The sequence below is a fragment of the Winogradskyella sp. 3972H.M.0a.05 genome, from assembly GCF_040493455.1.
GTDB lineage: Bacteria > Bacteroidota > Bacteroidia > Flavobacteriales > Flavobacteriaceae > Microcosmobacter.
This window is the reverse complement of sequence record NZ_JANFDA010000005.1, coordinates 192,993-218,850: the sequence shown is the minus strand read 5'-3', so window position 1 is coordinate 218,850 and position 25,858 is coordinate 192,993. Positions and strand designations below refer to the sequence as shown.

At 35.3% G+C, this 25,858-nt stretch carries 22 protein-coding genes; 9 read left to right on the top strand and 13 right to left on the bottom strand.

The annotated features are described in order from the left end of the window. Positions 1-28: 28 nt before the first annotated feature. Positions 29-580 (bottom strand): nucleotide exchange factor GrpE, encoded by a 552-nt coding sequence (locus NCE97_RS11830; protein ID WP_353779479.1) that lies wholly within the window; start codon positions 578-580, stop codon positions 29-31. Between the two features lie 145 nt (positions 581-725). Between NCE97_RS11830 and NCE97_RS11825 the strand changes: the two genes are divergently transcribed. Continuing rightward, positions 726-1,379, top strand: coding sequence for a YceI family protein (locus tag NCE97_RS11825; RefSeq protein ID WP_353779478.1), 654 nt, complete (start codon positions 726-728; stop codon positions 1,377-1,379). A 78-nt stretch (positions 1,380-1,457) separates the two neighbouring features. Here the strand turns inward: NCE97_RS11825 and NCE97_RS11820 are convergent, their stop codons facing one another. Beyond that, positions 1,458-1,970, bottom strand: coding sequence for a fasciclin domain-containing protein (locus tag NCE97_RS11820; RefSeq protein WP_353779477.1), 513 nt, complete (start codon positions 1,968-1,970; stop codon positions 1,458-1,460). 99 nt (positions 1,971-2,069) lie between these two features. Here NCE97_RS11820 and NCE97_RS11815 point away from each other — a divergent pair, with 99 nt between their 5' ends. After that, on the top strand, positions 2,070-2,645 hold the full coding sequence (locus NCE97_RS11815; protein WP_353779476.1) for an RNA polymerase sigma factor: 576 nt from the start codon (positions 2,070-2,072) through the stop codon (positions 2,643-2,645). After that, positions 2,645-3,418, top strand: coding sequence for an anti-sigma factor (locus NCE97_RS11810; RefSeq protein ID WP_353779475.1), 774 nt, complete (start codon positions 2,645-2,647; stop codon positions 3,416-3,418). The genes NCE97_RS11815 and NCE97_RS11810 overlap by 1 nt, the downstream gene beginning before the upstream one ends. Here NCE97_RS11810 and NCE97_RS11805 read toward each other — a convergent pair. The 4 genes from NCE97_RS11805 to NCE97_RS11790 form a co-directional block, all read right to left on the bottom strand. Next, the gene (locus NCE97_RS11805; RefSeq protein WP_353779474.1) at positions 3,413-4,315 is read right to left on the bottom strand and encodes a TIGR01777 family oxidoreductase; all 903 of its coding nucleotides are present in this window, start codon (positions 4,313-4,315) and stop codon (positions 3,413-3,415) included. The two genes, NCE97_RS11810 and NCE97_RS11805, sit on opposite strands and share 6 nt — an antisense overlap. Before the next feature lie 125 nt (positions 4,316-4,440). Continuing rightward, the gene (gene mnmC2, locus NCE97_RS11800) at positions 4,441-5,127 is read right to left on the bottom strand and encodes a tRNA (5-methylaminomethyl-2-thiouridine)(34)-methyltransferase MnmC2 (protein ID WP_353779473.1); all 687 of its coding nucleotides are present in this window, start codon (positions 5,125-5,127) and stop codon (positions 4,441-4,443) included. Between the two features lie 5 nt (positions 5,128-5,132). Next, a complete protein-coding gene (locus NCE97_RS11795; protein ID WP_353779472.1) occupies positions 5,133-5,603 on the bottom strand; it encodes a hypothetical protein in 471 nt (156 codons plus the stop codon). After that, complete coding sequence (locus NCE97_RS11790) at positions 5,566-6,075, bottom strand: DUF4920 domain-containing protein (RefSeq protein ID WP_353779471.1); 510 nt, start codon at positions 6,073-6,075, stop codon at positions 5,566-5,568. The genes NCE97_RS11795 and NCE97_RS11790 overlap by 38 nt, the downstream gene beginning before the upstream one ends. A gap of 116 nt (positions 6,076-6,191) precedes the next feature. Here NCE97_RS11790 and NCE97_RS11785 point away from each other — a divergent pair, with 116 nt between their 5' ends. After that, positions 6,192-7,262 carry a branched-chain amino acid aminotransferase gene (locus tag NCE97_RS11785; protein ID WP_353779470.1) on the top strand — a complete coding sequence of 357 codons (1,071 nt, stop codon included), beginning with the start codon at positions 6,192-6,194 and terminating at the stop codon, positions 7,260-7,262. Between the two features lie 4 nt (positions 7,263-7,266). Here the strand turns inward: NCE97_RS11785 and NCE97_RS11780 are convergent, their stop codons facing one another. The 5 genes from NCE97_RS11780 to NCE97_RS11760 form a co-directional block, all read right to left on the bottom strand. Further along, the gene (locus NCE97_RS11780; protein ID WP_353779469.1) at positions 7,267-8,454 is read right to left on the bottom strand and encodes an acetyltransferase domain-containing protein; all 1,188 of its coding nucleotides are present in this window, start codon (positions 8,452-8,454) and stop codon (positions 7,267-7,269) included. Positions 8,455-8,606: 152 nt separating this feature from the next. Beyond that, the gene (locus tag NCE97_RS11775; protein WP_353779468.1) at positions 8,607-9,122 is read right to left on the bottom strand and encodes a nuclear transport factor 2 family protein; all 516 of its coding nucleotides are present in this window, start codon (positions 9,120-9,122) and stop codon (positions 8,607-8,609) included. 96 nt (positions 9,123-9,218) lie between these two features. Next, positions 9,219-9,731, bottom strand: coding sequence for an SRPBCC family protein (locus NCE97_RS11770; RefSeq protein WP_353779467.1), 513 nt, complete (start codon positions 9,729-9,731; stop codon positions 9,219-9,221). 79 nt (positions 9,732-9,810) lie between these two features. Next, complete coding sequence (trxB, locus tag NCE97_RS11765; RefSeq protein ID WP_353779466.1) at positions 9,811-10,773, bottom strand: thioredoxin-disulfide reductase; 963 nt, start codon at positions 10,771-10,773, stop codon at positions 9,811-9,813. A 103-nt stretch (positions 10,774-10,876) separates the two neighbouring features. Further along, positions 10,877-13,801, bottom strand: coding sequence for a GEVED domain-containing protein (locus NCE97_RS11760; protein WP_353779465.1), 2,925 nt, complete (start codon positions 13,799-13,801; stop codon positions 10,877-10,879). 186 nt (positions 13,802-13,987) lie between these two features. On the opposite strand from NCE97_RS11760, the gene purL reads away from it, so the two are divergent. Further along, the gene (purL, locus tag NCE97_RS11755; protein ID WP_353779464.1) at positions 13,988-17,659 is read left to right on the top strand and encodes a phosphoribosylformylglycinamidine synthase; all 3,672 of its coding nucleotides are present in this window, start codon (positions 13,988-13,990) and stop codon (positions 17,657-17,659) included. Positions 17,660-17,966: 307 nt separating this feature from the next. Here the strand turns inward: purL and NCE97_RS11750 are convergent, their stop codons facing one another. Continuing rightward, positions 17,967-20,150: a tail fiber domain-containing protein gene (locus tag NCE97_RS11750; protein WP_353779463.1), complete on the bottom strand. Its 2,184-nt coding sequence runs from the start codon at positions 20,148-20,150 to the stop codon at positions 17,967-17,969. Between the two features lie 3 nt (positions 20,151-20,153). Next, a complete protein-coding gene (locus NCE97_RS11745; protein ID WP_353779462.1) occupies positions 20,154-20,648 on the bottom strand; it encodes a T9SS type A sorting domain-containing protein in 495 nt (164 codons plus the stop codon). A gap of 248 nt (positions 20,649-20,896) precedes the next feature. Between NCE97_RS11745 and NCE97_RS11740 the strand changes: the two genes are divergently transcribed. The 4 genes from NCE97_RS11740 (at position 20,897) to NCE97_RS11725 (ending at position 25,847) form a co-directional block, all read left to right on the top strand. Further along, the gene (locus NCE97_RS11740; RefSeq protein ID WP_353779461.1) at positions 20,897-21,934 is read left to right on the top strand and encodes a hypothetical protein; all 1,038 of its coding nucleotides are present in this window, start codon (positions 20,897-20,899) and stop codon (positions 21,932-21,934) included. Positions 21,935-22,043: 109 nt separating this feature from the next. Then, positions 22,044-23,234, top strand: coding sequence for a histidine kinase (locus NCE97_RS11735; RefSeq protein ID WP_353779460.1), 1,191 nt, complete (start codon positions 22,044-22,046; stop codon positions 23,232-23,234). A 3-nt stretch (positions 23,235-23,237) separates the two neighbouring features. Further along, positions 23,238-25,082: a sensor histidine kinase gene (locus NCE97_RS11730; RefSeq protein WP_353779459.1), complete on the top strand. Its 1,845-nt coding sequence runs from the start codon at positions 23,238-23,240 to the stop codon at positions 25,080-25,082. Between the two features lie 6 nt (positions 25,083-25,088). After that, a complete protein-coding gene (locus NCE97_RS11725) occupies positions 25,089-25,847 on the top strand; it encodes a LytR/AlgR family response regulator transcription factor (protein WP_353779458.1) in 759 nt (252 codons plus the stop codon). Positions 25,848-25,858 lie beyond the last annotated feature (11 nt).

Here is a 25,858-nt window from a genome sequence, read left to right as displayed (position 1 = left end):
TTTAATTTTCAATTCTTGAACAACTTACTTATTGTCCTACAACTACTTTAGGATAACGGATAACTTTATCACCTAGCTTGTATCCTTTTTCTACAACATCAATAATCTTTCCCTTCATATCATCTGAAGGAGCAGGTATTTGTGTTATTGCCTGATGGTCTTCAGCATCAAAGACATCATTTGCCTTGACCTCAATCACAGATAAACCTTTTTGTTCTAACGTAGTTAATAGCTTCTGGTAAATCAGCAATACACCTTTTCTTAGTTCTTCTGCTTCTTTATCGTCTTCTATGTGTAATAATGCACGCTCAAAATCATCCAAAACAGGCAACAATGATGTCATTACTTCTTCACTAGCTGTTTTAAATAATTCTATACGCTCCTTGCTAGTACGCTTTTTATAGTTTTCGAATTCAGCAAAAAGACGCATAAACTTGTCCTTCTCCTTTGCTAAATCTTCTTGCAATTGCTCTTCGACTGTTAATTCTTCTTTTGCTTGAGCTTCTGCTTCAGCCGTAGCTGTATCTTGAGTATCTAATTGTGAATCTTCCACCTCTTTGTTTTTATCTTTCTTACTCATTTTGAACATTTGATTTTAAATCTTCGATTTATGGTTGGCAAAAGTACTGCCATTATTATTAAAATGTCAAAATGTCACAATAAATTTTATTCTGAAGTGTTAGGTTTTAAGCTTAACTTTGTGGTTTAATAATCTTAAAAACAATATGAAAACAAAATTCTTAACCTTAGCTTGTTTTTTTGCATTGGTAACTATTACTGGATGTAAAAAAGACAAAGCAAATGAAGCTGCTACTGGTGATGCCGAAAAAGTAACAGTTGCAGAAAAGTCTGCTCAAAAATTTAAAGTTAATACCGATTCTTCTATTGAATGGAAAGGCTTTAAACCTACTGGATCTCACAATGGCACTATAGCTGTTGAAAGTGGTGTTTTTACACTTACCGATGGGAAGATACAGAGCGGTACTTTTATTATTGACATGAATTCTATCGTAGTTACAGATATTCCAGCTGAAGAGGAAGGTAATGCTAGTCTTACTGGACACTTAAAAAGTGGAGATTTCTTTAATGTAGAACAATTTCCAAATGCAGCTTTCGAAGTTACTGGAATGGAAACAAAAGATGGAAATGCAATGCTTTCGGGTAATCTAAAGTTAAAAGACAAGCAAAATAATATTACATTCCCTGTAACGGTTTCTGAACAAGGTGATGAAATTTCAATAACAAGTGAAAAATTCACCATCGATAGATCTAAATGGGATGTGAAGTATGGTTCTAAATCGTTCTTCGATGATTTGGGTGATAAGTTTATTAATGATGATATTGAATTAAAAATAAACTTGACTGCTAAAAAAGCATAACCAAATTATAATATATAAAAACAGAGACCTCGTCAATGACGAGGTCTTCTTTTCCATAGCAATACCATTCCTAACTTACTAATTTGGCATCACTACCGAGTTAATTACGTGAATAACACCATTACTTCCTTTTACATCAGTCGCTACAATTTCACTATAATTACCCTTCTGATCTTTCAACCATATTTTGCCATCTTTAGACATTACTGTAAGTACTTGTCCATTTAGTCCTTTGACTTCTACTTTTCCTTTTCCTTTTTTGAGTGCTGCAACAACATCACTAGCCATCAATTTTGCAGGCACAACATGATAGGTTAAAATATTAGTCAATGCCTTTTTGTTCTTTGGTTCTAATAGAGAATTTAAGGTTTTTGAATCTATCTTGGCAAAGGCACTGTTTGTTGGAGCAAAAACAGTAAAAGGCCCGTCGCCCTGCAATGCGCCTACTAAATCTGCTGCTTTCAATGCAGTTACTAAGGTTGAAAAGTCTTTATTGCCAACGGCAATGTCCACGATATTTTTTTGTGCTGTTGCCATTTGGCTAAATGCTAAGGCAACTACTGTAGTTAATACAAAAATTAATTTTTTCATGATTTTTTGAATTTTAAGAATTAATTATTTTTAAGTGTTAAGCGCTTTCAATTTTATTTACACAGGATTGTTATCTTTGGATGAGCCCATTAAAAAATTGTGAAATCTTTAACATTAATGCAGGACGATTCTAATCTCATATCCAGAATAAAAGCACAAGACGAACGTGCGCTTTCGCTGTTATATGACAAATATGCTCCAGCGATTTATGGTGTGATAAAACGCATGTGTAAAGATGACAATGCAGCCGAGAATATTTTACAAGACACATTCATGACCATTTGGGAAAAGATAGATTCTTATAATCCTGAAAAAGGACGTTTTTATACATGGGCTTATCGCATTGCGAAAAACAAAGTGTTAAATTTTCTCAGAAAACCTAATAAACTCATCCAAACAGATGATTTAAGTGTATATGCAAGTAGAACAACTGAACAAACAACTATGGAAGATTTTGCTCAGTTAAAAGGATCTATCAATACCTTGGAAGCGCATCATAAGCGTGCTATAGAACTGGTATATTTTTTAGGGCTTACGCACAATGAGGCTCATAAAGAAATGGATGTGCCTTTAGGCACGTTTAAGTCTTATATAAGACAAGCGCTAAAGAGATTAAAAGATAGTTACTCTGCTGCACTAATATTAATGTTGATTTTAATTGAAGTATTGAGATGATGGATAAGAAGAACATAAGAGAGACAGGGATTTTAGAGCAATATATCTTGGGAGAGCTAGATGCTACTCAACAAAGAGAGGTTGAACATCTTCTTGAAAATGATGCCGATCTTGCAAAATATGTATCAGAGCTTGAAAAGAGTTTTGAGAGTTTGGCTTTCGAAAATGCTATCGATCCACCAAACCATATAAAGGATTCACTACTAACTCAAATCACAGCAAAGGAAGATAATGTAGTTCCTATAACTAAGAGAAGAATAAACAAGTGGTATGTAGGTATAGCGGCCAGTTTCGCTGCATTTTTATTGGTAAGTACCTATCTATTATATTCTGAACTCCAAGAGGTAAAATCTGAGCTTGAAGTCGTTAATACTGAAAAGGAAAGTATTAAGGAAGACTTGAATGGGTTAACACAAAACTATAATACTATTACAAAATGGTATGCTGCCATTACTGATCCTGAAGCGGAACAGTTTGTCCTCAAAGGAAATCAATTGGCTCCTGAAGCAAAAATTGTAAGTTATGTAAACCACAACAACAAAACTGTTGTAATTAATGCGCAAAACCTCCCTGAATTGGATGCGCTACATGACTACCAAATGTGGGCAGATGTTGAAGGCGAAATGATAAATATGGGGGTTATCGCTAAAGGTGAGCAAATGTTGGCAATGACTTATATCGATAATGCCGAATCACTAAATATTACCATTGAACCTGCTGGAGGTAATGATCATCCTACTGTAGAGCGATTGATAAGCAATGTGTATTTATAGTAAATCTTCTAAAGCTGGTTGAAGGTTCGGGAATTTAAAATAAAACCCTCTTGCCTCAATCTTATTAGCACTAACGCGTTGACTTTCCAGCAAAAGAATATGCATCTCTCCTAAGATAATTTTTAAAGCAAACTTTGGTGTATTTGGAAAAATCAAAGGCTTCTTAAGCTTTTTAGCAATAACCCTTGTCATGTCCATGTTTGTCACTGGGTTTGGAGCGACACCATTGTAAACACCGTAAAGATTCTCTTCTGCACAATAGATAAACATCTCTGCAAGATCCTCGACATGAATCCAAGATTGCCATTGCTCTCCTGTACCAAAAGCAGATCCAAAGCCAATCTTAATAGGTCTTATTATAGAAGGCAAAGCACCTCCGTTTCTTGAAAGCACTAGACCTATTCTAATCTTAGTGGTCTCTATATTTAAATCCTTAAACACATCTACAGCATCCTCCCATTTTGAAGCAACTTCACCTAAAAATGACTTTGAAGTCTTTTTAAAATCTTCTTCATAATAATTAGTAAGCGAATCTGGATAAATGCCAATAGCACTAGCAGAAATAAGATGTTTTATAGAAAAGTTATGTTTAGAAATAGAACTATATAACAACGCTAATGATGATAATCTACTGTCAATTATCTTTTGCTTATAGCTTTTGGTCCATCGCTTCGAAATTGAAGCTCCTGCCAAGTTGATGATGGTATCTACTCCATCAAAACAGGCAATGTCGATTTCTTTTTTTGAAGGATTCCAAAGAAAGCCTTTATAATGTTCTGTATTTGAAAGTTTTGCTTTTGAAGTCGTTAGATAATGCACGTCGATTCCTTTAGAAAAGCAATGTTCTACTATAGCTTTTCCTATTAAACCAGTGGCTCCTGTGATAAGAACTTTCATGTTGCAAAGATACGAAGGGCAACTGGCTCTTAATCTGACATTAATGATAGTTTAACGGTAATTACTGAAAAGATTAAGATTACTTCACAGCTCTTAACATTTGACTCGTTACCCTTACCAAATGCTCATAGTTTTTTTTGAGCTCTAAGCATTTCTCTTTTCCCGGGCGGACCTGGCAAGCGTTCAACCTGAAAACCTACGGACTGCATTGCACGTCTCACACTTCCTTTTGCAGAATAAGTTACCAATACACCTTCTGGTCGTAACGTTTCATACATTATCTTAAATATGTCTTCGGTCCACAATTCTGGTTGAACTCTGGCTCCAAAAGCATCAAAATAAATAATATCAAATTCAGACTGTGCTGTAATATCCTTGAAGAATTTTTCTTCTTTTTTTAGTGTGAAAAATTCAGAGATTATTGACTCCTTTTCCCATTCCGAATTATGCATTTTCGTATACACATCAGAATGCTTTTCAGAAATTAACTCTATATAATTGAGTTGTTGTATTTCTTCCATGGAAACAAGATACGCTTCTACACCAACATAGTTAAGCTTAAGGTTAATCTTTTCGGCTTCAATAAACGTGAGAAAAGCATTTAGCCCAGTACCAAAACCTATTTCCAAAACTGAAGCTTTGTTACTTTTTAATTTTTCTTGAAATGAATTGTAATAAAAAAGCAAACCATGTTTAATAAACACATGCTTTGCTTCTTGTATTGCTCCGTGAACAGAATGATATTGCTCATTCCAGTCTTCTATCTGAATGGTTTTAGAACCATCCTTCGTAATTATTATTTTTCGTTTCAAAAAGTTTAGTTAATAATAAGCTTTTTAATTCTTGGTATTGGACCAACACACTCTGTTTGATGACAAGATATACAAAGATTTATGGTTGCATTATAGCGTTGCTTCAATATTTCTCTATCTAAAGTATCCTTTATTGCTTTTTGAGCGTCTAGATATAAAGGTGCAAAACTTTGAAAAATAGGCGTTCGACCATCCTTATCTGTCATTTTAGCCGTATGAATCTTATCGAAATATTCTGGCATTTCAGGTAGTTCACTTCCTGTGTTTATAGCTTCTTTGAGTGCTTCATTATATACATAGAATGCATTCATCAGATTAGCCATTTCGGAAGGCTGGTACATCACCAATTCGTCTTCCTTAACGTTCTGTTCCGATTCTTTCTCTTTGCATGATAGATTAAAGAGAAAAGCCAAAAAAGTTAAACCAAGAATAAGGTATTTATTGTTGCAGTAATACGCCATCTGCTTCAAAAGCATATGTTCTCTTTGGTTCTGTGATTGCATTGATTTCTTCTTCAGACTTACCAGCATCTTCAGCATAATGTCTTAGTTCGTCTACTGAAGTTTCTTTTACAAAAGCTTTTCCGTTGACAACAACTTCTCCTTTAGCATTCAGAGGCATAAAAAATCCATAATCTTTGAATCTTACCATAACTTCTTCATCACCTCCAATATCTAGTGTCATCCAACACCCTTTCTTAGAGCAAACTTCTTTAATTGTACCTCTAAATTTAGAATTTATGGAGTCTCCGGCTTTTATGGTCTCAAAATGCTTAGACATACTCTTCGCATCTAATGCATCAGTGTCGTTGATTTCCATACCAAAAGATGCATATGCCATCTCTTTTTTATCAACAGCATTGTCCTTAGCTTCTACAGTTTCTTTTGCGTCTTTCTTGCAAGCTAATACACTAACCATCAAGCATGCAACTAAAATTTTTCTAAACATAATGTAAGTAAATTGAATATTTGAGACCAAAGATAACCATATTTTTAAGTTAACATTAAGTTTTTTATACGTGTTAAATTCTGTAATTTTGCACCACGAAAAAAGACCACTTTATTATGACAAATATATCCACTTACGAAATCGATATAGTAACTTCTGAAAATACTAAAATACATGATGTAGATTTTAACAATCTTCAATTCGGTAGAGTGTTCACCGATCATATGTTTTCTTGCGATTTTGTAGATGGTAAATGGCAGCGTCCTCAAATAATGCCTTATCAGCCTATGACTATTGAACCTTCTGCAAGGGTGTTTCATTATGGGCAGGCGGTTTTTGAAGGCATGAAGGCTTATAAAGATGATGATGGAAATGTATTTTTGTTCAGACCTGAAGAGAACTTTAAGCGTATCAACAAATCTGCTGCACGTTTAGCAATTCCAGAATTTCCTAAGGAATATTTCTTTGAAGGCTTAAGACAACTATTAAGCTTAGATAATGAATGGATAAAACCTGGAGTTGGTAATTCCTTGTATTTAAGACCTTTCGTAATAGCTACTGAGCCTGCTATTGCTGCTGCTCCTGCTGAAGCTTACAGATTCATGATTATTTGTTCTCCAGCTAAAGCGTATTACAAAGGAAAAGTAAGTGTCTTATTTGCAGAGAAGTTTAGCCGTTCTGCGGATGGTGGTGTTGGTTTTGCAAAAGCTGCTGGTAATTATGCAGCGCAGTTCTACCCTACTTCTTTAGCGCAGAAAAAAGGATTCCAGCAAATTATCTGGACCGATGCTAGCACTCACGAATATCTTGAAGAGGCTGGTACTATGAATATTTTCTTTAGAGTGAATGACAAGCTGATTACTGCACCTAACAACGATAGAATTCTTGATGGTGTTACGAGAAAGAGTGTAATTCAGTTAGCCGAAGATATGGGTATTGAATGTGAGGTAAGACGTGTCGCTGTAAAAGAAATAAAGGACGCAGCTAGAGATGGCAGCTTAAAAGAAATTTTTGGTGCTGGTACTGCTGCTGTAATTAGTCCAATTTCAGCTTTTGAACATGCAGAAGATATCTTTGAGTTAGAAGATGTTGAAGATTCTTATGCTTCTAGATTCAAAAAAGCGATACTCGACATTCAGCATAATCTATCTGAAGATAAGCATGGATGGCGTTACGAAGTTCTGTAGTTAGTTATAGATAGCTCAACCACTTCTTGTCTCTATTATTCGCTTTGTACTTCATGTATTTTTTACAAATAGGATACAGCAGGATTACTATGCCCAACCATACGAGATATACTGTAAGCAAGGAATAGCCATAGCCTCTTAAAGCACCAGATCCCATAGTTTCGTTGTCTAATATCATAAGTTTCCAATCCTTTCCTGTAATAAGCAGCCCTATTATTGCTGTTACGTGTATTACAAAAATGTGTAGGATATAGTAGAAGAAAGGTACTCTACCAAAGACAAGTAGTTTATCAGTAATCCAGTTTTTGACGGGTTCTATAAATCTTAAGAATAATAATGCTGGTCCAAGTGTTATAAGTAGAAAACTCAACGATGGTGGATACTTAGTCAGGTTAAAAAACGAGATAATGGTCTTTTCTAATGTTGCTTGTTCTTCCCAAGGTGCTAAATCTGCATAAAAGTTAAATCCTCTGAATACAAAGAATAAGGCAATTGCTACTAGTCCAATTCTCACTAGCCATTGGTTTCTTAGTTCAGCATTAGCACCTTTCTTGTAAAACTCACCTAAACAATATCCTAATACCATGGTTCCTATCCATGGCAAGACAGGGTAAGAGAACCATAGATATCTACTCTCTCCTATGCCTATACCATTAGATTGATGGAGGAAATACCATACGATCGAACCAAAACTACTCCCTTCTTTAGTAATACCATCCAAAGCATTATGCCCAAAAACAATTAGTAGTCCTAGTACCAACAAGACACGCTTAGGTAAGTGAATCAACAATCCTAGTACAATCATACAGATACCAATTGCCCAAATAACCTGAAGATTAATAAATCCAAAACCAACATCGAACCACCACAAGAAATTATTAATAACGATTTCCACAAACACTAACCATAGTCCTCTGGTTATCAAAAATTTGGACAGTTCTCCTTTTGTTTTCCCTTGCCCATAAAGAAATGCTGATGTTCCCGCTAAAAACACAAAAACGGGAGCACAATAATGGGTTATAAATCGGGTACCAAACAAAACCATATTGGTAGATTCTAAATTCTCTGGATAGTTCCCTACAAAAGCATTGATATGAAAATAATCGCGTACGTGATCTAATGCCATGATGACCATTACTAATCCGCGAAGAATATCAATGGACTGAATTCTTGAAGACTTTACTTGATTCATTTGGTTGATTGTTAGATGGTTGTTCCTCTCAATTTAAGGAGTTTTGAATAAGTACAAGTTTCTGTTAATAGGAATTTAACAAAAAACAAGACTTGTAAAATGATACAAGCCTTGTTTAGATATAGACACTGATCTGTTATTTATAGCTAAAATTACTCCACAGCAAGAGTATCTTGTTCTATTTTTTCATTAATAATTGCTTGTAGTTCCATTACAAGTTCTCCTCTATTCCAGTAACCATATTCTCTTACAATTTTTCCATCGACAAACTGTGTTGTCATATGAACGGGAATAACTATTTCCTTATTGTTTGCGACTAGATTACCTTTCCATAGTCCCCAAAAGTTCACCCACTTATTTCCATTGTCGTCTATAACCATTTCATACTCTCTGTTTTCATCTTCAAAGGCTCTGGTAGAAAAGCTCACATCATTTTCTTGAAAATATTCGGGTAAATCTTGTGGCGTAAGGATATTAACTCTAGAGTTATGAAATATCTTGGCTGTATCTGCATAATGGGTCACTAACTGATCCCATTCTTGATAGTCATAATCTTGAAGGGCTTGCTTCACTATCTCAATTTCTGGTGAGTCCTGAGTGTAGCGATTCGAATTCTGGCAGGAGACAATACATAACATTAGCGCTCCTAAAATTAACTGCGTTCTCATATGTTTGGTTTAAATGGTTTTACCAAAATAAATAGAGCTGTTCAGTTAGAAAGATGTTGGTCGTCTATGGACTGTCTTAAAGTTACTAAATTTAAATTACATATTCACAAAGACATATCCAGAAAGTTCATGGTTCCTTAGATCAATTTCTGTTTCGTTCAACAAAATACCATGCTCAACATAAGCCTTTAGATTAGTCAACCAAAAGGTCCAGCCGTTACTACACCCAAAGTGTATTTTGAGCTTGCTATCATTGTCTGTTGGGATGTTATGCTGCTTCAGAGTAAGTATAACGACATCGCCTTCTTGCTCAAGGTTAATGTCCAATAATGAGTCTGCAAATTCAAATTGTAAGAAGTCTTTTCCGTTGGCTTCAATTACTTTTCCGTCTTCTTGTCCATCCCAATTATGCCAAAACCAAGAATACGAATCTCCTGCTTTTATATACTCTTCATGAGATCGTTCTTCACCAAGGCTATCAAAATACTTGGCATTGCTCAAAAACCACGATGTGATTCCTTCTTTAGTAGCCCAAAGCCAGTATAATTTCTCTAAAGGATATTTTAGGTAGATTTTCTTTTCGAAGGCATTCCAAGTTAATTCTTTCATAATCAGTTGATTTCTTATAAAAATAAAAAAAGCGTAAGACATTAATGCTTACGCTTCTGTTAATTTTATGTTGAAAGTACTATACTTCTACTACAGACTCTTTTGCAGCTAAGTAACGTTCGGCATCTAGTGCAGCCATACAACCAGTTCCAGCAGCTGTTACAGCTTGTCTATAAACATGGTCTGCAGCATCTCCAGAAACAAATACACCTTCTACATTAGTTTTAGCAGTTCCAGGAACATTAATAATGTATCCTGTTTCATCCAAGTCTAAGTAATCTTTAAAGATGTCTGTATTTGGTTTGTGTCCAATAGCTACAAAGAATCCTGTTGCAGGAATCTTTGAAGTTTCTCCTGTTACATTATTCTTCACTCTAACACCAGTAACCACTTGTCCGTCTCCAAGAACCTCATCAGTTTCTGTATTGAATAAGATTTCGATATTCTCAGTATTTCTTACTCTAGCTTCCATAATTTTAGATGCTCTAAACTGATCGCGTCGTACCAACATGGTGACTTTAGTACATAGTTTTGACAGATAATGAGCTTCTTCAGCAGCAGAATCTCCTGCTCCTACGATGATTACTTCTTGGTTTCTGTAGAAGAATCCATCACAAACGGCACAGGCTGATACACCTCCTCCAAGCTTTAAATATTTTTGCTCAGATTCTAAACCTAAATACTTTGCAGATGCTCCAGTAGATATAATTACAGTATCACAATGAATTTCCTTTTCATCATTTACCCAAACTTTATGAACATCTCCTGAAAAGTCAACTTTAGTAATCCAGCCATTACGAACATCTGTTCCAAAACGCTCAGCTTGTTTCTGTAACTCAATCATCATTTCTGGCCCAGTAATGCCATCTGGATACCCTGGGAAGTTTTCCACATCATTTGTCGTAGTTAATTGACCTCCAGGTTGTGTTCCTTGGTATAATACAGGGAACATGTTTGCTCTAGACGCATATATTGCAGCAGTATATCCTGCAGGTCCAGAACCTATTATTAAACATTTTACTTTTTCTATATTCTCAGACATAATTATCATATATAATTTCAAAACAAAAGTATGTCTTTTGCCTAAAAACTTACACTCTATTTATTAAAAGTTATTATCAACCTAAAGACAAAATCTATCGTTATTATTTTATTATGAATTTCTTTACAGTACTTAGGTTATTTGTACCAAAGAGTTTCACTAAATATACTCCAGATGCTTGATCTTCCGTATTGAACACAACACTGTAATCATTACCTTGTTGCGTCATTTCTCTCCTAGCAATCAACTGTCCTAAAGTGTTGTAAACTTCTACTCTTAAATCACCAAAATTTGCTCTACCATTAAATGACACTTCGTAATTATCATCATCAATCGGATAAATACTAAAATCCGAGTTATTGAATTCAGTTTCTTCCAATGATAATGAAGTCTCAACGGTTACTGTATAATCTTCTGTTTCACCAAAAGTAAAATCGACACAAGCATCAGCACTGGTTGGATCTGATTGTACCCAACTTGCTCTGACTCTTAAAAGATGAGTACCAGCCAAACCAGGATCATCTGCTATTGTAAAACTCGACATCACATCTGTATCTGCTACAGGGATAGGAACATCTGTAATAACCAACTCATTTTCTTCGAAAACAAAGTTGTCATTGAAGTCAATAAAAACTGAAAAATGTTGACCATCAAATCCAGAAGCAACCGTAACGTCAATTGTTGTATCTGTTTGAATTGTAGTATTTAAATCGGTAAAATCTCCAAAACCATTATTCGAACAAGACGTTTCATTGTCTATTGTACCTAGCTGGAACTTCGTAATACCATCTCCAAAACTACAATCCGACAATGGTGAACATCCATCGTTAGAGATTGTTACTTGAGATGAATTATTAGAATTATTTTGGTCAGAGTTTACCGTAGTTGCAAAAATTGTATAGTCTCCCAATTGAGAAAAATCGCCTTCTTGAGTAAAATTAAAAGTAAACTCCTCACCTGGGTTAATCGTATTAGGTATTGTTTCTGTGACAGCTGGTTGTCCATTGATAGAATAACTAACATCAATATCAGATTGAGCATTCGCTCCAAAATTCCTTACTGTAACACTTACTACTTCTGAACCTAAGCCTTCACCTGTTGTTGGTGAATCTATACTAGTAACTCCTACATCATTCCCAAATAGGTGAGTTACATTCTTTGTGTATTCATCATTAAGTATAAACTGATCCGTTCCAAGAGTTGTAGTAGCTGATATCTCATACGTCTGCCCTTCGTTAGATAAGTCAATTTGTTGAGCGAATGTAAAGTCAGCGGTGGAATTTTCTGCTATTGTACCAGAAAATACTTCTGTGGCAACTAAATTCCCTTCTACCCTTAATTCTATATTAAAATTTGACTGCGGAACTGTTCCATAATTTCTGAATGTAACTTGAACAGTTTCATTCGCTGACAATACGCCATCATTTGGAGTAATAATATTAGATATACCAATATCATTTTCAAACCCAGAAGATAATCTAAAAGACGCTACTTTAGTTGTCCACAAATTATTACTAGCAAAATACTCTGCAGTATGCCAAAATGTGAAATTGTCCACATCCATTGTAAGATGAGAGTAATCACCAAATCTGTTGGTATTAGTTTGTACGCCCATTCCATTCTGAATCACCGTCTCAGCAACTGTCATTTGCCCAAGAGGATCTCCACTAAAGCGACCTGTATATCTAATCCCTGCTGGTAAAAAATCACCTGCTATATTAAATGCCAATCCTATATTACCTTGAGCATCTATTGCAGCACTTCCCATAAAACGACTTAACCCATCATTTGGTGCATAAGTCCCTTCTTGAAAAATGGACCAAGGTGTAGCATCATCATTTCTCAATTCAAACCATCTAACCCCAGACCTGTCATTTCCATTTACATCTACATTAAAAGTCACAATCATAGAGTTGTGCGTTCCAAATTCTCTGTAGTTGGTCATATAAGAAATAACACCTCCAATCATATCAATCTTCTGGTTTGTCCCAGGCTGATTAACATCTCCTGTACCAAAAGGTGCAAAAGTAGCTTCAAAAGGTTGGGTATTTAACTCTAATGGTGTACCAGAAATAGTAGAATTTGAAGTATCATTCCAGTCTAAATTTATCTCCCAAATTTTTAAGTGGTCTGTCGTGATTGCACCTCCCCAACCATCATCTTGTAAATAGACTATATAACCAGGTGTATTTGGTCCAATCGTGGTCCCTAATAAATTTGCTGGCTCTGGGCTAAATACTGTATTCGGATTTGGTTGTATTCCAGGCAAAGTAAAACCAACTATTTGCGGATTAGCATCACCATTGATTAATGCTTCTCTATCTAAGGCATATGTATTTTGCCCACCTTTATTTGCGGTTAGATAATACGCATTGTTCCAAACTGTGTAATGAGGATAATCAGGAAAGCTATCTAGTGGAAATTCCCACGTGAAATAAGCTCCCGTAGGATCTGGTGTTTCAGAAATAGCTATCAACAACCCGTTTGTTGCAATATTGAATTGGCTTAAAAACCATCTATCTGCTAATTGATCGTATAAAACAATAGGATCTCCATTATTGACACCATTTTGCCATATGGAAGAAAGTGGTGAAGGTCCAGAAAGGACATTACCTTGCTTGTCAAATATTTTTATCACAACATTTGCAGCATGTACATAATGATTAGGCCCTACAGCTCCTGTTGGGTCTGGTGGAGTAGCTCCAGCTTCATTAACATTAGTTCCATCGAAGTTTTCCTCTGGAGCTAAGGTGAAAATTCTACCAAATTCTAATTGAGCAGTATTATCTCCATGTAATGGTAACGCATTTTCGTTTACCTTTCGTGGCGCTCTAAGTCTGTTTCTTATGATCTTAGCCCTAGAAGAATTGTGCTCTCTCTCGGCTACATTGACTACAGGCAAATCCCTTAAAGGCTGTGTTTTTCCCAAAAAGGTTCCTGTTGCTTCATAAGTAGGTTTCGTGTTGTCTTGTGCATATGCACTTAGGAAGAATATTGAAAAAATCAATACACTTAGAATATTTTTCATGGCAATTTTTGGTTAGTAATTATTTTTTTGTCTCTAAATGACGATAAACTTACAATAAATAACCCAGTTTTTGTTTTCTACAACTGTTGATAAAAACTTTGAAGCTATTTTCAATATTTATATTATTAATGCGTACAAAAGATGTAAATTTGTGCTTTCAAAAAAACAACGCTAATTAGCTCTATAATGATTCATTTCTTTGGAAACCAAAACAGCAAAGTATTTGCTGTTCAAGCAACAAAAGAATTCACAACAGAAACAATATCGAAACTTACTTGGTTATTTGGCAACCAACCTAAAATAAACGCGGCGTCTCTAGACGCCTTTTTTGTTGGTCCTCGAAAAGCCATGATTACACCTTGGTCTACGAATGCTGTAGAAATTACTCAAAATATGGGTATTGAAGGCATCATCAGGATTGAAGAATTCAAAGCGGTAGATAACGATTTTAAGGATTTTGATCCTATGATTTCTGAAAAGTATAATGCGTTAAATCAGGAATCCTTCACTATCGATATTGAACCTGAACCAATCTTAGAGGTTGAAGATATTGCCGCATATAATGAACAGGAAGGTTTAGCACTAAGTGAAGAAGAAATAGGTTATCTCAATCAGCTTTCAGAAAAGTTGGAACGCAAACTTACCGACTCTGAAGTATTTGGTTTTTCTCAGGTCAATAGTGAGCATTGTAGACACAAAATATTCAATGGAACATTTGTAATTGATGGTGAAGAAAAAGACACTTCATTATTCAAACTCATAAAAGAAACATCGAAACAACATCCTAATGATATTGTTTCAGCATATAAGGATAACGTTGCCTTTATTAAAGGCCCTGTAGTAGAACAGTTTGCACCTAAGCGCGCAGATATTCCTGATTATTATCAAACAGAAGATTTCGAATCTGTAATTTCTCTAAAAGCTGAAACCCATAATTTCCCAACAACTGTAGAGCCTTTTAACGGTGCAGCAACAGGATCTGGTGGTGAAATTAGAGATAGATTAGCTGGCGGCAAAGGAGCCATTCCTTTAGCTGGTACTGCAGTCTATATGACTTCTTATTCGAGGCTTGAAGATAATCGTCCTTGGGAAAAAGCTTTTGAAGAACGAGATTGGTTGTACCAAACACCTATGGACATTCTTATAAAAGCGAGTAATGGCGCTTCTGATTTTGGAAATAAATTCGGTCAACCTTTAATCGCAGGCTCTGTCCTAACCTTTGAGCACGAAGAACAAGCTAAAAAACTCGGATTTGATAAAGTAATAATGCTTGCTGGTGGAATTGGTTATGGAAAAGCTGACCAAGCTATAAAGGATATACCGAAGACTGGTGATAAAGTTGTTATCCTAGGAGGTGAAAACTATCGCATAGGAATGGGTGGAGCAGCCGTGTCTTCGGCTGATACTGGAGAATTCTCTACTGGAATAGAACTCAACGCTGTACAACGTTCTAACCCAGAAATGCAAAAACGTGCTGCCAATGCTGTACGTGGTATGGTAGAAAGTGAAGAAAACCTCATTGTGTCTATTCACGATCATGGTGCTGGTGGTCATCTAAACTGCCTTTCGGAATTGGTAGAAGATACTGGAGGTCATATAGATTTAGACAAATTGCCTGTTGGAGATCCAACTTTGTCAAATAAAGAATTAATTGGTAATGAGTCTCAAGAGCGAATGGGATTGGTCATTGCTGAAGAGCATATCGATACACTTCAAAAAATAGCTGAACGAGAACGCTCTCCAATGTACTGCGTTGGAAAAGTTACTGGAGACCATCGTTTTACTTTTGAGTCTGAATCTAATGGTAATAAACCAATGGATTTAGAGTTAAACGATATGTTTGGTAGCTCACCTAAAACAATCATGAATGATGTCACTATTGAACATAATTTTAGTGGTATCTCTTATGACACCAATGCATTTTATGATTATCTGGACCAAGTATTACAATTGGAAGCTGTTGCCTGTAAAGATTGGTTGACAAATAAAGTCGATCGATGTGTAGGCGGAAAAGTTGCTAAGCAACAATGTGCTGGTCCATTACAACTACCTCTAAACAATGTAGGTGTTATGGCTTTGGATTACAAAGGCAAGGAAGGTATTGCTACATCCATTGGTCACTCTCCTGTTTCTGGATTGATCGATCCAGTTGCGGGAAGCAGGAACTCTATAACTGAAGCTCTAACCAATATGGTTTGGGCACCATTAAAAGACGGTTTAAAATCTGTATCACTATCTGCTAACTGGATGTGGCCTTGTAAAAATGAAGGCGAAGATGCACGTTTGTATGAAGCTGTAAAATCAGTTTCGGAATTTTCAATTGATCTAGGTATCAATGTTCCAACAGGAAAGGATTCATTATCGATGAAACAAAAATATCCTGATGGCGATGTTATTGCTCCTGGCACTGTAATTATTTCGGCAACTGCAAACTGCAATAATATTTCTAATGTGGTTGAGCCAGTTTTCAAAAGGAACAAAGGGTCAATTTATTATATCAACCTATCTCAAGATGATTTTAAGCTTGGTGGTAGTTCTTTTGCTCAAATCTGTAATAAAATAGGAAGTGATACACCTTCGGTTAAGTCTGCAGACTATGTAAAAACTGTTTTCAACACGATTCAACAACTTATAAAAGATGAACAAATCGTTGCTGGTCATGATGTAGCTTCGGGTGGATTAATTACAACATTGCTCGAACTATGTTTTGCTGACAATAATCTTGGTGCCGAATTAGATATTACTTCATTAGGTCAAAAAGATGCTTTCAAAGTTTTATTTGCGGAAAATGCTGGAATTGTTTTTCAAGCCAAGGACGATTCAATCGAATCTGTTTTAACTAGCGCAAACATAGAATTCCATAACATTGGTAAGGTTACTGAATCTGATGTATTAGGAATTATAAACAATAATGAAGTGTATACCATGACTATTTCTCGACTAAGAGATATGTGGTATAAAACGTCTTACTTGCTTGACCAAAAGCAAACTGCAAATGGTTTGGCAAAAGATCGATTTGACAACTATAAAAACCAACCTCTAGAATTCAAATTTCCTGAGCATTTTACTGGAAAAATAAAGGATGTGGTTTCGACTCCGCTCAACCACAAAAGACCAAAAGCAGCAATTATCAGAGAAAAGGGAAGTAACTCTGAGCGCGAAATGGCCAATGCCATGTATTTGGCTGGATTCGATGTTAAAGATGTACATATGACCGACCTGATTTCCGGTCGAGAAACGCTTGAAGACATTCAATTTATTGGTGCCGTTGGTGGATTCTCTAATAGTGATGTTTTGGGTTCTGCCAAAGGTTGGGCTGGCGCATTCTTATATAACGAAAAGGCCAACAAGGCGCTAAAGAATTTCTTTGAAAGAGAAGACACACTCTCTGTTGGTATTTGTAATGGTGCACAATTGTGGATGGAATTAGAGCTCGTGAATCCAGAGCATGAGGTACATGGAAAACTTACTTATAACGATTCTGGCAAGCACGAAAGTGCATTCACATCTGTAACGGTCGAGGAAAACAATTCTGTAATGCTTTCAACATTAGCAGGTTCTAAGCTTGGTGTTTGGATTAGTCATGGTGAAGGAAAATACAGTTTACCAATGCCTGAAGATCAATATCACATTGTTGCCAAATATGGTTATAAAGGTTATCCTTCAAACCCTAACGGATCCGATTATAACGTTGCTATGATGTGTGATAAAACTGGTCGTCACTTAGTTACTATGCCACATATAGAACGTTCTACATTCCAATGGAATTGGGCAAATTATCCTGAAGGTAGAAAAGATGAAGTATCGCCTTGGCTTGAAGCATTTGTCAATGCAAGACAATGGATCGAAAATAAATAATCAAAAGCCTGAAATTGACCTCAGGCTTTTGATGAATGAATGAAAAAATATTAAGAATAACTGTACGTTAATTATTCTACTAATTCATAAACGGCAATTACACTGCCTTCGTATATTTTAACCTCACCATTTTCATTTAAAAATTCGTCGCAGCATTATCATTGGTTAATCATTTAATAGATGCCATTTATCTCGAAGGGTTGCGTAAAATTTTAAAGAACTTTTTTCAAATGAATCTATGTCACTAAAAAACAAGGCACTACAAAAGAAAGAAGTAAAAAGTAGTGCCTCGTTGTCAGACAGCTAATCAATACCCCTCAATACCATTAGCTTCAGAAAGTAGTGTTTCGATTGCTTTGATGCGTTCCGTTAATTCTGCCAATTCTCTAGATTGACGATTGTTTCGTTTTTGTTGTGCTTTAATAATATGGTTTTGCTCTTGAATTGCTTTTATCAATACAGGAATCAATTCGGTGTAGCTCACTCCATATTTATCTTGATCTTCACTATAACTAACGACATTGTTTATCACCGCATTAACTTCTTGAGCAATTAAACCTAAGGATTTATATTCTTGCTCTTTACCTACCCAAAAATATTCAGTTGGGCGTAATTGCATTATTTCTTCTAATCCATAGGAAATATTTTCAATGTCACGCTTCAGACGTCTATCAGAAACTTGTACAATAGCTCCTCCTATCCTTACATCACCGCCTTCATTTTGAAGATATAAGTCTGATACAACACCCGCATTTCGAGCTTGAATTTCGTTATTATCTAAAGCCATATTTGTACCCAGTTCGTCACCTAGTACAAGCTGCCCAGTACCTAGCCCTATAGTAACATCACTTCCTCCACGTATGTGTAGTGGCACTGCTGGTGATTGGGTTCCAATACCAACTTTAGCATCAAACCCTAGGATTTCATTATCAAACTCTCCATAAATCAAAGGTGTAGAAGAATCTGAGTTTTCGATATATAGTTTATTACTACTTGTTTCGTTATACCCTGAATAGTATCCCAAAAACACATTACCACTACCTTCATTGTTGTATCCAGAGCGTATTCCAATAAAACTATTTTGATTCCCTGAAATATTATTCCTCCCAGAGTTAGAACCAATACCTATATTTTCACTTCCTGTTTCGCTCAAAATTAAAGCAGCTGTTCCGATGCCAATATTACGCATACCATCTACATGAGAGGTTAGTGCATTTACACCAACAGCAATATTAAACCCTCCACTAACATGATCGTTTAAAGCACTTCCCCCGATAGCAGTATTCCACTGGCTATCTACGCCTTCTGCTAAGGTCCTGTATCCTATAGCTGTGTTAAAATTTCCAGTCGTATTTTTAAATAAAGACTCATAACCCATCGCTACATTACCATTACCATCAGTATTTGAAGTTAAAGCCTCTTTCCCTATTGCAATACCAAAATCACCATTAATATTATCCTTCAAAGCTTCATTTCCTATTGCTATTAAGTCACTAATAAATGTTGTGCTCTCTAATGCTTCATTACCTATAGCAATGTTGTAGCTTCCACTAGTGTTGTTTAATAATGAATTATAACCAGCTGCTATATTATTTGCACCACTAATATTTTGCTTCAAACCTTGAAATCCTAGTGCTATATTATAATTTCCATTGTCATTCCAGAACAATGCCTCCTCTCCTATTGCTACATTGTTATCACCTAAGGTATTGTGATACATAGATCTGCTTCCTATAGCAATATTCACTCTTCCTAGCGTATTGTTTCTAAGTGCATAACCTCCCAGAGCAACATTTGCAAAGCCATCTCTATTGTGGTGTAAGGCAAAAAGTCCAAGTCCGATATTACCCAGCCCTGTTGTGTTCTCATATAAAGCTTTGTAACCCACAGCAAAGTTATTGGTCCCAGTTTCATTAGAATACAATGCTTCTTCTCCTAAAGCCGTATTTCTTACTCCTGTAGTGTTAGAGAATAATGTTAGGTTACCAATACCAATATTGTTATTATCATCTAAGTCATCACTTGCTCCCGAACTTTCTCCAATAAAGACTGAGCCACCTGTACTTTTTGGTGTTACACCATTGCCATGTGCTTGCCATTTTCCTATGGCGTGAGTATATGGTACTGCCAATAATTCTGTTGTTCCTATCTCTTCTCCATTAAGCCACACATTAAGAAAGTGTTTGTCTTCGGCCCAGTTTACATCTTCAAAAGAATCTGTACCCAATGATACACCGTCTCCAATGACTATAGAAAAAACACCATTAGCATCTGTAAATACTGTATGGGATTCGTTATAAACTGTTGTCCCATCTGCCGTAGCTTGATTGATGTTTAGCTCTAAAGTTATTTCAGTATCAACAATAACTTCACCTTCAGAATCTCTTGCCACACCTTGGTAATTGATTCCTTGTTGTGCAAAGCTTAATGTACTCACCACTAATAGTATTAGCGAGATCACAAATTTTGTCTTAAGTAGTTTTGATTTCATGACTTATCGTTTTATGATTTTAAATGATTTATTATAGTTTGACGTTTTATCAGCAATCACAAGCACATACATACCACTAGATAAATGACTAATATTCATTCTCGTAATATCGCCTTGTGATACTGGTTTAAGGTTGAAGATTTGCTTACCATTTACATCATAAAGTTGTACCTGATAATTAGAAGCTTCTTGTAATTTGAATTTAACCTGTAATAGATTCACAGTTGGATTTGGAAACACTGAAATACTTTCAGTCTGCTCAACCAATGTTTGAACACTTAGTGTTTCATCACTATTGAGTTCTGCCCAAAATCCTTGATAAATAGTCTGTCCATTTTCAATCTTACCGACTATGGTTTCTCCTACTGTATAATTAATAGTATAAGTTCCATTGGTTATTGCTTTTCCCGAACTCCCAATAACTTGCTTAGAAATAGATTGCCCATTTAGTTGTAAAGACGCTATAAGCAAACTCAGAGTGATAATAAAATGTTTCATGATGTTCATTTATTGATTAAGAACACCACAAAGCTATTTTAGACTTACTCTTATTTTTTATGAGGATTGATAGTTGGTAATTTTCACTTGATATATTGCATATAGTTGAATTAGACCTCGTAAATCTTCACATTACAAATCACGTATACCATTTATCAACTAGAAATTACCATTCATTAGTTCGAATAAAAAATCACTTCAGAGGCATCATAAGTTTGCCTCAACAAAAAATTTAAAATCCATTCATCATGAAAATTTCAAAAGAAACTTACAACAGCAGTACTAGAAACTCTGTAACAAAGACATTAAAGATGTATCTTCTTTATTCAACAGTAATATGCTACATCATATTAGCATTTGCTTCCTTAACAAGTTGTAGTAACGAAGACAGTCCAGCTCCAACAGAACAAGGAGAAGAACAAGAACAACAATTTGTAATCCCTACTTTAGAGTTAGTTAACGGAACCGAAGATTTATTCTTAGGAGTGATTGGTGCTCCAGGAAATGGAAGCCTTCAACACTCTGTAAAAGCAACAGCACCAGAAGGTTTTGTAGAATTGGTTATCTATAAAGTCGTTAATGGTGTACAGTCAGAATATCAAACTATAGATACAACACACCCAAACTATGTTGATGGTAGTAATACATTTACCTATGATCTTAGTTACATTTTTACGAATATCGATATAGACCAAGAGTTCTACTTTATTGCTGAAGTTAGAGACATCCAAAATAATACTGAAACTCTTGAATTTGCTGACGCTTGGGTAAAACAACCAATGCAATTTGTAGAAACCATATTTATGGAAACACGTTTACCATTACAACCAGACAATATGCAGATTGCCCAATTCCTTGAAGTTAATGGCAACCAAGTAGGAGGTGTAAACTTAAATAAGGTAATCAATGAGCAAATCAACGAAAAAGTTGCGGCTGTAATCAGTGTCAATGAAGTAGAAGGAATCTTTATCTCTTCTGTAAATGCTGCAGGGAATGCTAGCTTAGTAGATGACATTGACGATAAATCGACTACAAAGTTCAAAGAACTAAACAATGAGGTGGTCGATACTAGTATCTATGACATTTATGACACGTTTACAATTGAAGCGCTTTATGAAAATGCAGCGTTTGGAGATAATGAACAAAAAGCTCTACAGATTGGACAAAACAGTGTTTTTGCAATGCGAACTGACGATAACAGAACAGCTTTATTCAAAATAACTTACTACGAAGTAATTAATAACAGTGAAGTATATCTTACAATGGATATGTACATCACTCAATAAGCAAATTTATACGAGCCATTACAATTCTAACCAATTGTGGTGGCTCTATCTGTTAAAAAAATAATACCTAAATTCATCTTCTCCTTTAGGAGATTTAACTCATCTCATCATGGTAAAAATTACACAACATTCAGAACTATATCCTGAAACTACCGAGACTAAGTTTTCTGATGTTCTCATGTATTTTTCTGAATCGCTTTTGGGCATTGATGATGAGGAAGAAATACTCTGGGATTTAGCCAAAAACTGCATTTCCAAGCTAGGCTTTGTAGATTGTGTTGTGTATCTATTGGATGAAGCTAAAAATGCCATGATACAAAAGGCTGCTTATGGTCCAAAAAACCCAAAAGATTTCGAAATATACGAACCCGTAGAACGTCCTTTAGGCTCTGGAATTGTTGGTCATGTAGCAGAATCTGGAATCGCTGAACTCATCAATGATACTTCAAAAGATGAGCGCTACAGAATGGATGATGAGTTTAGATTATCGGAAGTTTGTGTGCCAATAATTATAGACGGAGAAGTTATTGGGATTATAGATTGTGAACACCCTGATAAAGATTTCTTTTCAGAACATCATTTACAGATGCTACTCACCATATCATCGATATGTGCCATCAAAATAAAAGGTGTAAGAACGCAGAAGAAATATGCAGAACAACAAGAACATGCCTTAGACATTCAAAGGCAGTTGGTTGATCTAAAGTTGAAAGCTTTAAGTTCTCAAATGAATCCGCACTTTGTGTTTAATGCACTTAATGCCATTCAGTATTTCATTACTTCCGAAAATAAAAAATCGGCCTTAGAATATCTGTCTGTGTTCAGCAAGTTGATACGGTTTTATTTGAAACATTTAGAAAAAGATACTGTAAATCTTAAGGATGAAATTGATATGTTGAATTGGTATCTGAAGCTTCAAAAATTAAGATACAACGACAAGTTCGACTTCAAAATTGATTATAATACAACTGAGGCTATAATACCATCTTTTGTCATACAGACGCTGTTCGAAAATATTATCGAACATGCTATTTTTAATCAACTTGAACAACAAGAGTTAGAAATCCAGTTTCAGGTGAGTAATACACATGTTGAAATGAATGTTATCTATCGACATGAACCAACCAATTCTGAAACACTCTATACTCCAGAATATAGGGAACGAATTATGCAATGGCAAGATCAGATACGATTACTAAATCAGGTTAAAGAATACACTATCGAAAAAGAAATCACTTTTATTAAAAATAAAGATTATCATGGAGGCAATATCATTATAAAGCTTCCTAATGTTGCTTAGTTAATGCGTAGAACAAATAAAAACATCATCCTTATTCAAATGCTCCTCTGGAGCATGATTGCTTTTACCCAAAGCAATACAATGTTCTCAAGAGCTGGCAAAACACTTCCATTCAAACTATATAAAACCGAAGACTCTAACTTAAAGCTGCAAGACCTTCTAAAAGACACCTCGCGCTTTAAGAGTCCAGATGCTTTTTCAGAAAAAACTAAACCAGAGGATATTTATTGGGTACAGATTGATGTAAAGGATGAATTGTCAACATTATCAAAAGACAGTATCTGGTATCTGCGTTATAGGCTTTTTGAGTATACATCGATATTCTATAACAAAAATGGAATCGTGGATGAAAACATTATCGGAAGCTTTGAAAACAGACCCAAACAACGATCCATACTATTCTTTCCTGGTATTCCCTTTAGTCCAGAAAATTTATTTGAAGATCGTTACATCTATTTAAAGGTACAACGCTGCATTTTCTTTAGTAATACTTCCGATTGGAAATTTCTCTATATATCACAAAACCAAATGGAGCTCATCCAAAGATTCTATAGCAAGAGAGACATTAATCGGTTAGTTCCCATACATCTGTTCACTGGTATTTGCTTGGTGATGTTTTTATTCACATTGATGTTCTTCATTTATTCCAAACGAATAGAGTTTTTCTATTATGCGCTTTATACCCTATTCTTGTTTCTCTATCTAACACCAGATATTTTTAAGCTCCATGATCTATTCTTTGGAGGCTATGGACTCGCCAGTTATACATTTTTTCAAGTAACACAAGTAGCAATCAATCTGTGCTACATACTGTTTGTAATGTATTATCTAAACACCAAAACAGAATACCCTAAACTGCATATCGCCCTAAAAGCTATCGCTTATATGCTTGTAGTAGTCTTAGTTGCAGATGCCGTTTTCCTCGGAACAAAACAATTCACGTTACATATTTATATACTAGATATAGAACGTCTTATAATGAGTGTTTTTGGGTTAGCTGGTATGATATATCTGCTTTTTAAAGGAAAGAACAAGTTGGCTTATTTTGTCGTTATCGGATCATTCCTATATATGGCAGGAGCTTTAGGGTTTCTCTTCTTAGGTGGTAGAATATATATGATTGCCGGATCAGCATTCGAAATTCTCATATTTGCAGCAGGTCTTACATATAAAATCCAACAAGAATACAAGGAAAAATTGCAGTTCCAGCAAGAAGCTTTCCTTAACAAAACGAAAGCACTAAGAGCACAAATAAATCCACATTTTATCTTCAACTCATTGAGTTCAATTCAGCATTTAGTCACTAAAAACGATAAAGTTTCAGCTTTAAAATATCTCTCAAAATTTAGTCGATTAACACGAAATATTCTGGAAAGTTCAATAGAAACCAATGTTGTCCTTAATGACGAAATAAAGATGCTAAAAGATTATCTAGAATTAGAATCATTGCGCTTCGACAATGCCTTTAATTATGATATTTCTGTGGATGAAGACCTCGATGAGTATTCTGTGGAAATACCTTTTATGTTACTCCAACCATTCGTTGAAAATGCTATTATTCATGGATTACTACCAAAAACTGATGATCCTAAAGCATTGAAAATCCAGTTCTCTAAAGATGACACATTAATATTTTGTGAAGTAGATGATAATGGTATCGGTAGAAAAGCTGCTGAAGAAAAAGGGCACATACACAAACGTGAGAAAAAATCTAGAGGGTTGGAAGTTACCAAACAACGTTTGGAAAGTTTAGGAATAACCACTGAGCCTATCGAAATAATTGATAAAATGGATTCTAATGGCAAAGCTATTGGCACAAAAGTCATCATTAAAATCCCTATTAAATAAAGCATTATGAGTTTAAAAGCAGTCATAGTAGAAGATGAAAAGCACAGTAGAGAAACTCTAAAGAGCCTCTTGGAAGAGTTTTGTATTGGTATAGAAGTTATTGGGTTAGCAGCGACAGTAAATGAGGCCGTAGAACTTATAAAATCCAAAAAGCCTGATGTGATTTTCTTGGATATAGAACTACAAACGGGGACAGGTTTCGATATGCTCAATCAAGTTTCTCATCTTAATTTCGAAGTTATTTTCACTACAGCTTTTGAACAATACGCTATCAAAGCTGTAAAGTTTAGCTCATTGGATTATCTCCTAAAACCTATTGATTTAGAAGAATTGCAAGAAGCAGTAAACAAAGCACAAACCAAAAAGAACCAAAAAGTCTATAAGAAGCAATTGGAGACATTGATGCTCAACCTAAAAGAGCAAAAACCCAAACTCAACAAAATATGTTTAGCGACTTCCGAAGGTTTCGAGTTTATTGAAGTTCATGATATTATTTATTGCAAAGCAGAAGGCTCATACACAGCATTCATTCTAAAAAATTCTGAAAAGCTATTAGTCAGTAAACATTTAAAAGAATATGAAAATTTACTGCTCGAGCAAGGCTTCATGAGGGTTCATAACAGCTTTCTCATTAATTTAAAAGAAGTAAAAAAATACGTCAAGGCAGATGGTGGATACATTATAATGAACAATAATGATACAGTAAGCATATCGCGCTCTAGAAAAGAAGACTTCATTCATATAATGACTTCTTTTCACAACTAAACATGTACTAA

Bases quoted from the DNA above. Each gene is read 5' to 3' on its own strand.
- trxB (WP_353779466.1), bottom strand. From the start codon at position 10,773: ATGTCTGAGAATATAGAAAAAGTAAAATGTTTAATAATAGGTTCTGGA.
- NCE97_RS11725 (WP_353779458.1), top strand. From the start codon at position 25,089: ATGAGTTTAAAAGCAGTCATAGTAGAAGATGAAAAGCACAGTAGAGAA.
- NCE97_RS11770 (WP_353779467.1), bottom strand. From the start codon at position 9,731: ATGAAAGAATTAACTTGGAATGCCTTCGAAAAGAAAATCTACCTAAAA.
- NCE97_RS11750 (WP_353779463.1), bottom strand. From the start codon at position 20,150: ATGAAATCAAAACTACTTAAGACAAAATTTGTGATCTCGCTAATACTA.
- NCE97_RS11785 (WP_353779470.1), top strand. From the start codon at position 6,192: ATGACAAATATATCCACTTACGAAATCGATATAGTAACTTCTGAAAAT.
- NCE97_RS11820 (WP_353779477.1), bottom strand. From the start codon at position 1,970: ATGAAAAAATTAATTTTTGTATTAACTACAGTAGTTGCCTTAGCATTT.
- purL (WP_353779464.1), top strand. From the start codon at position 13,988: ATGATTCATTTCTTTGGAAACCAAAACAGCAAAGTATTTGCTGTTCAA.
- NCE97_RS11740 (WP_353779461.1), top strand. From the start codon at position 20,897: ATGAAAATTTCAAAAGAAACTTACAACAGCAGTACTAGAAACTCTGTA.
- NCE97_RS11735 (WP_353779460.1), top strand. From the start codon at position 22,044: ATGGTAAAAATTACACAACATTCAGAACTATATCCTGAAACTACCGAG.
- NCE97_RS11745 (WP_353779462.1), bottom strand. From the start codon at position 20,648: ATGAAACATTTTATTATCACTCTGAGTTTGCTTATAGCGTCTTTACAA.
- NCE97_RS11810 (WP_353779475.1), top strand. From the start codon at position 2,645: ATGGATAAGAAGAACATAAGAGAGACAGGGATTTTAGAGCAATATATC.
- NCE97_RS11790 (WP_353779471.1), bottom strand. From the start codon at position 6,075: ATGTTTAGAAAAATTTTAGTTGCATGCTTGATGGTTAGTGTATTAGCT.
- NCE97_RS11775 (WP_353779468.1), bottom strand. From the start codon at position 9,122: ATGAGAACGCAGTTAATTTTAGGAGCGCTAATGTTATGTATTGTCTCC.
- NCE97_RS11780 (WP_353779469.1), bottom strand. From the start codon at position 8,454: ATGAATCAAGTAAAGTCTTCAAGAATTCAGTCCATTGATATTCTTCGC.
- NCE97_RS11805 (WP_353779474.1), bottom strand. From the start codon at position 4,315: ATGAAAGTTCTTATCACAGGAGCCACTGGTTTAATAGGAAAAGCTATA.
- NCE97_RS11795 (WP_353779472.1), bottom strand. From the start codon at position 5,603: ATGCTTTTGAAGCAGATGGCGTATTACTGCAACAATAAATACCTTATT.
- NCE97_RS11760 (WP_353779465.1), bottom strand. From the start codon at position 13,801: ATGAAAAATATTCTAAGTGTATTGATTTTTTCAATATTCTTCCTAAGT.
- NCE97_RS11730 (WP_353779459.1), top strand. From the start codon at position 23,238: ATGCGTAGAACAAATAAAAACATCATCCTTATTCAAATGCTCCTCTGG.
- NCE97_RS11825 (WP_353779478.1), top strand. From the start codon at position 726: ATGAAAACAAAATTCTTAACCTTAGCTTGTTTTTTTGCATTGGTAACT.
- NCE97_RS11830 (WP_353779479.1), bottom strand. From the start codon at position 580: ATGAGTAAGAAAGATAAAAACAAAGAGGTGGAAGATTCACAATTAGAT.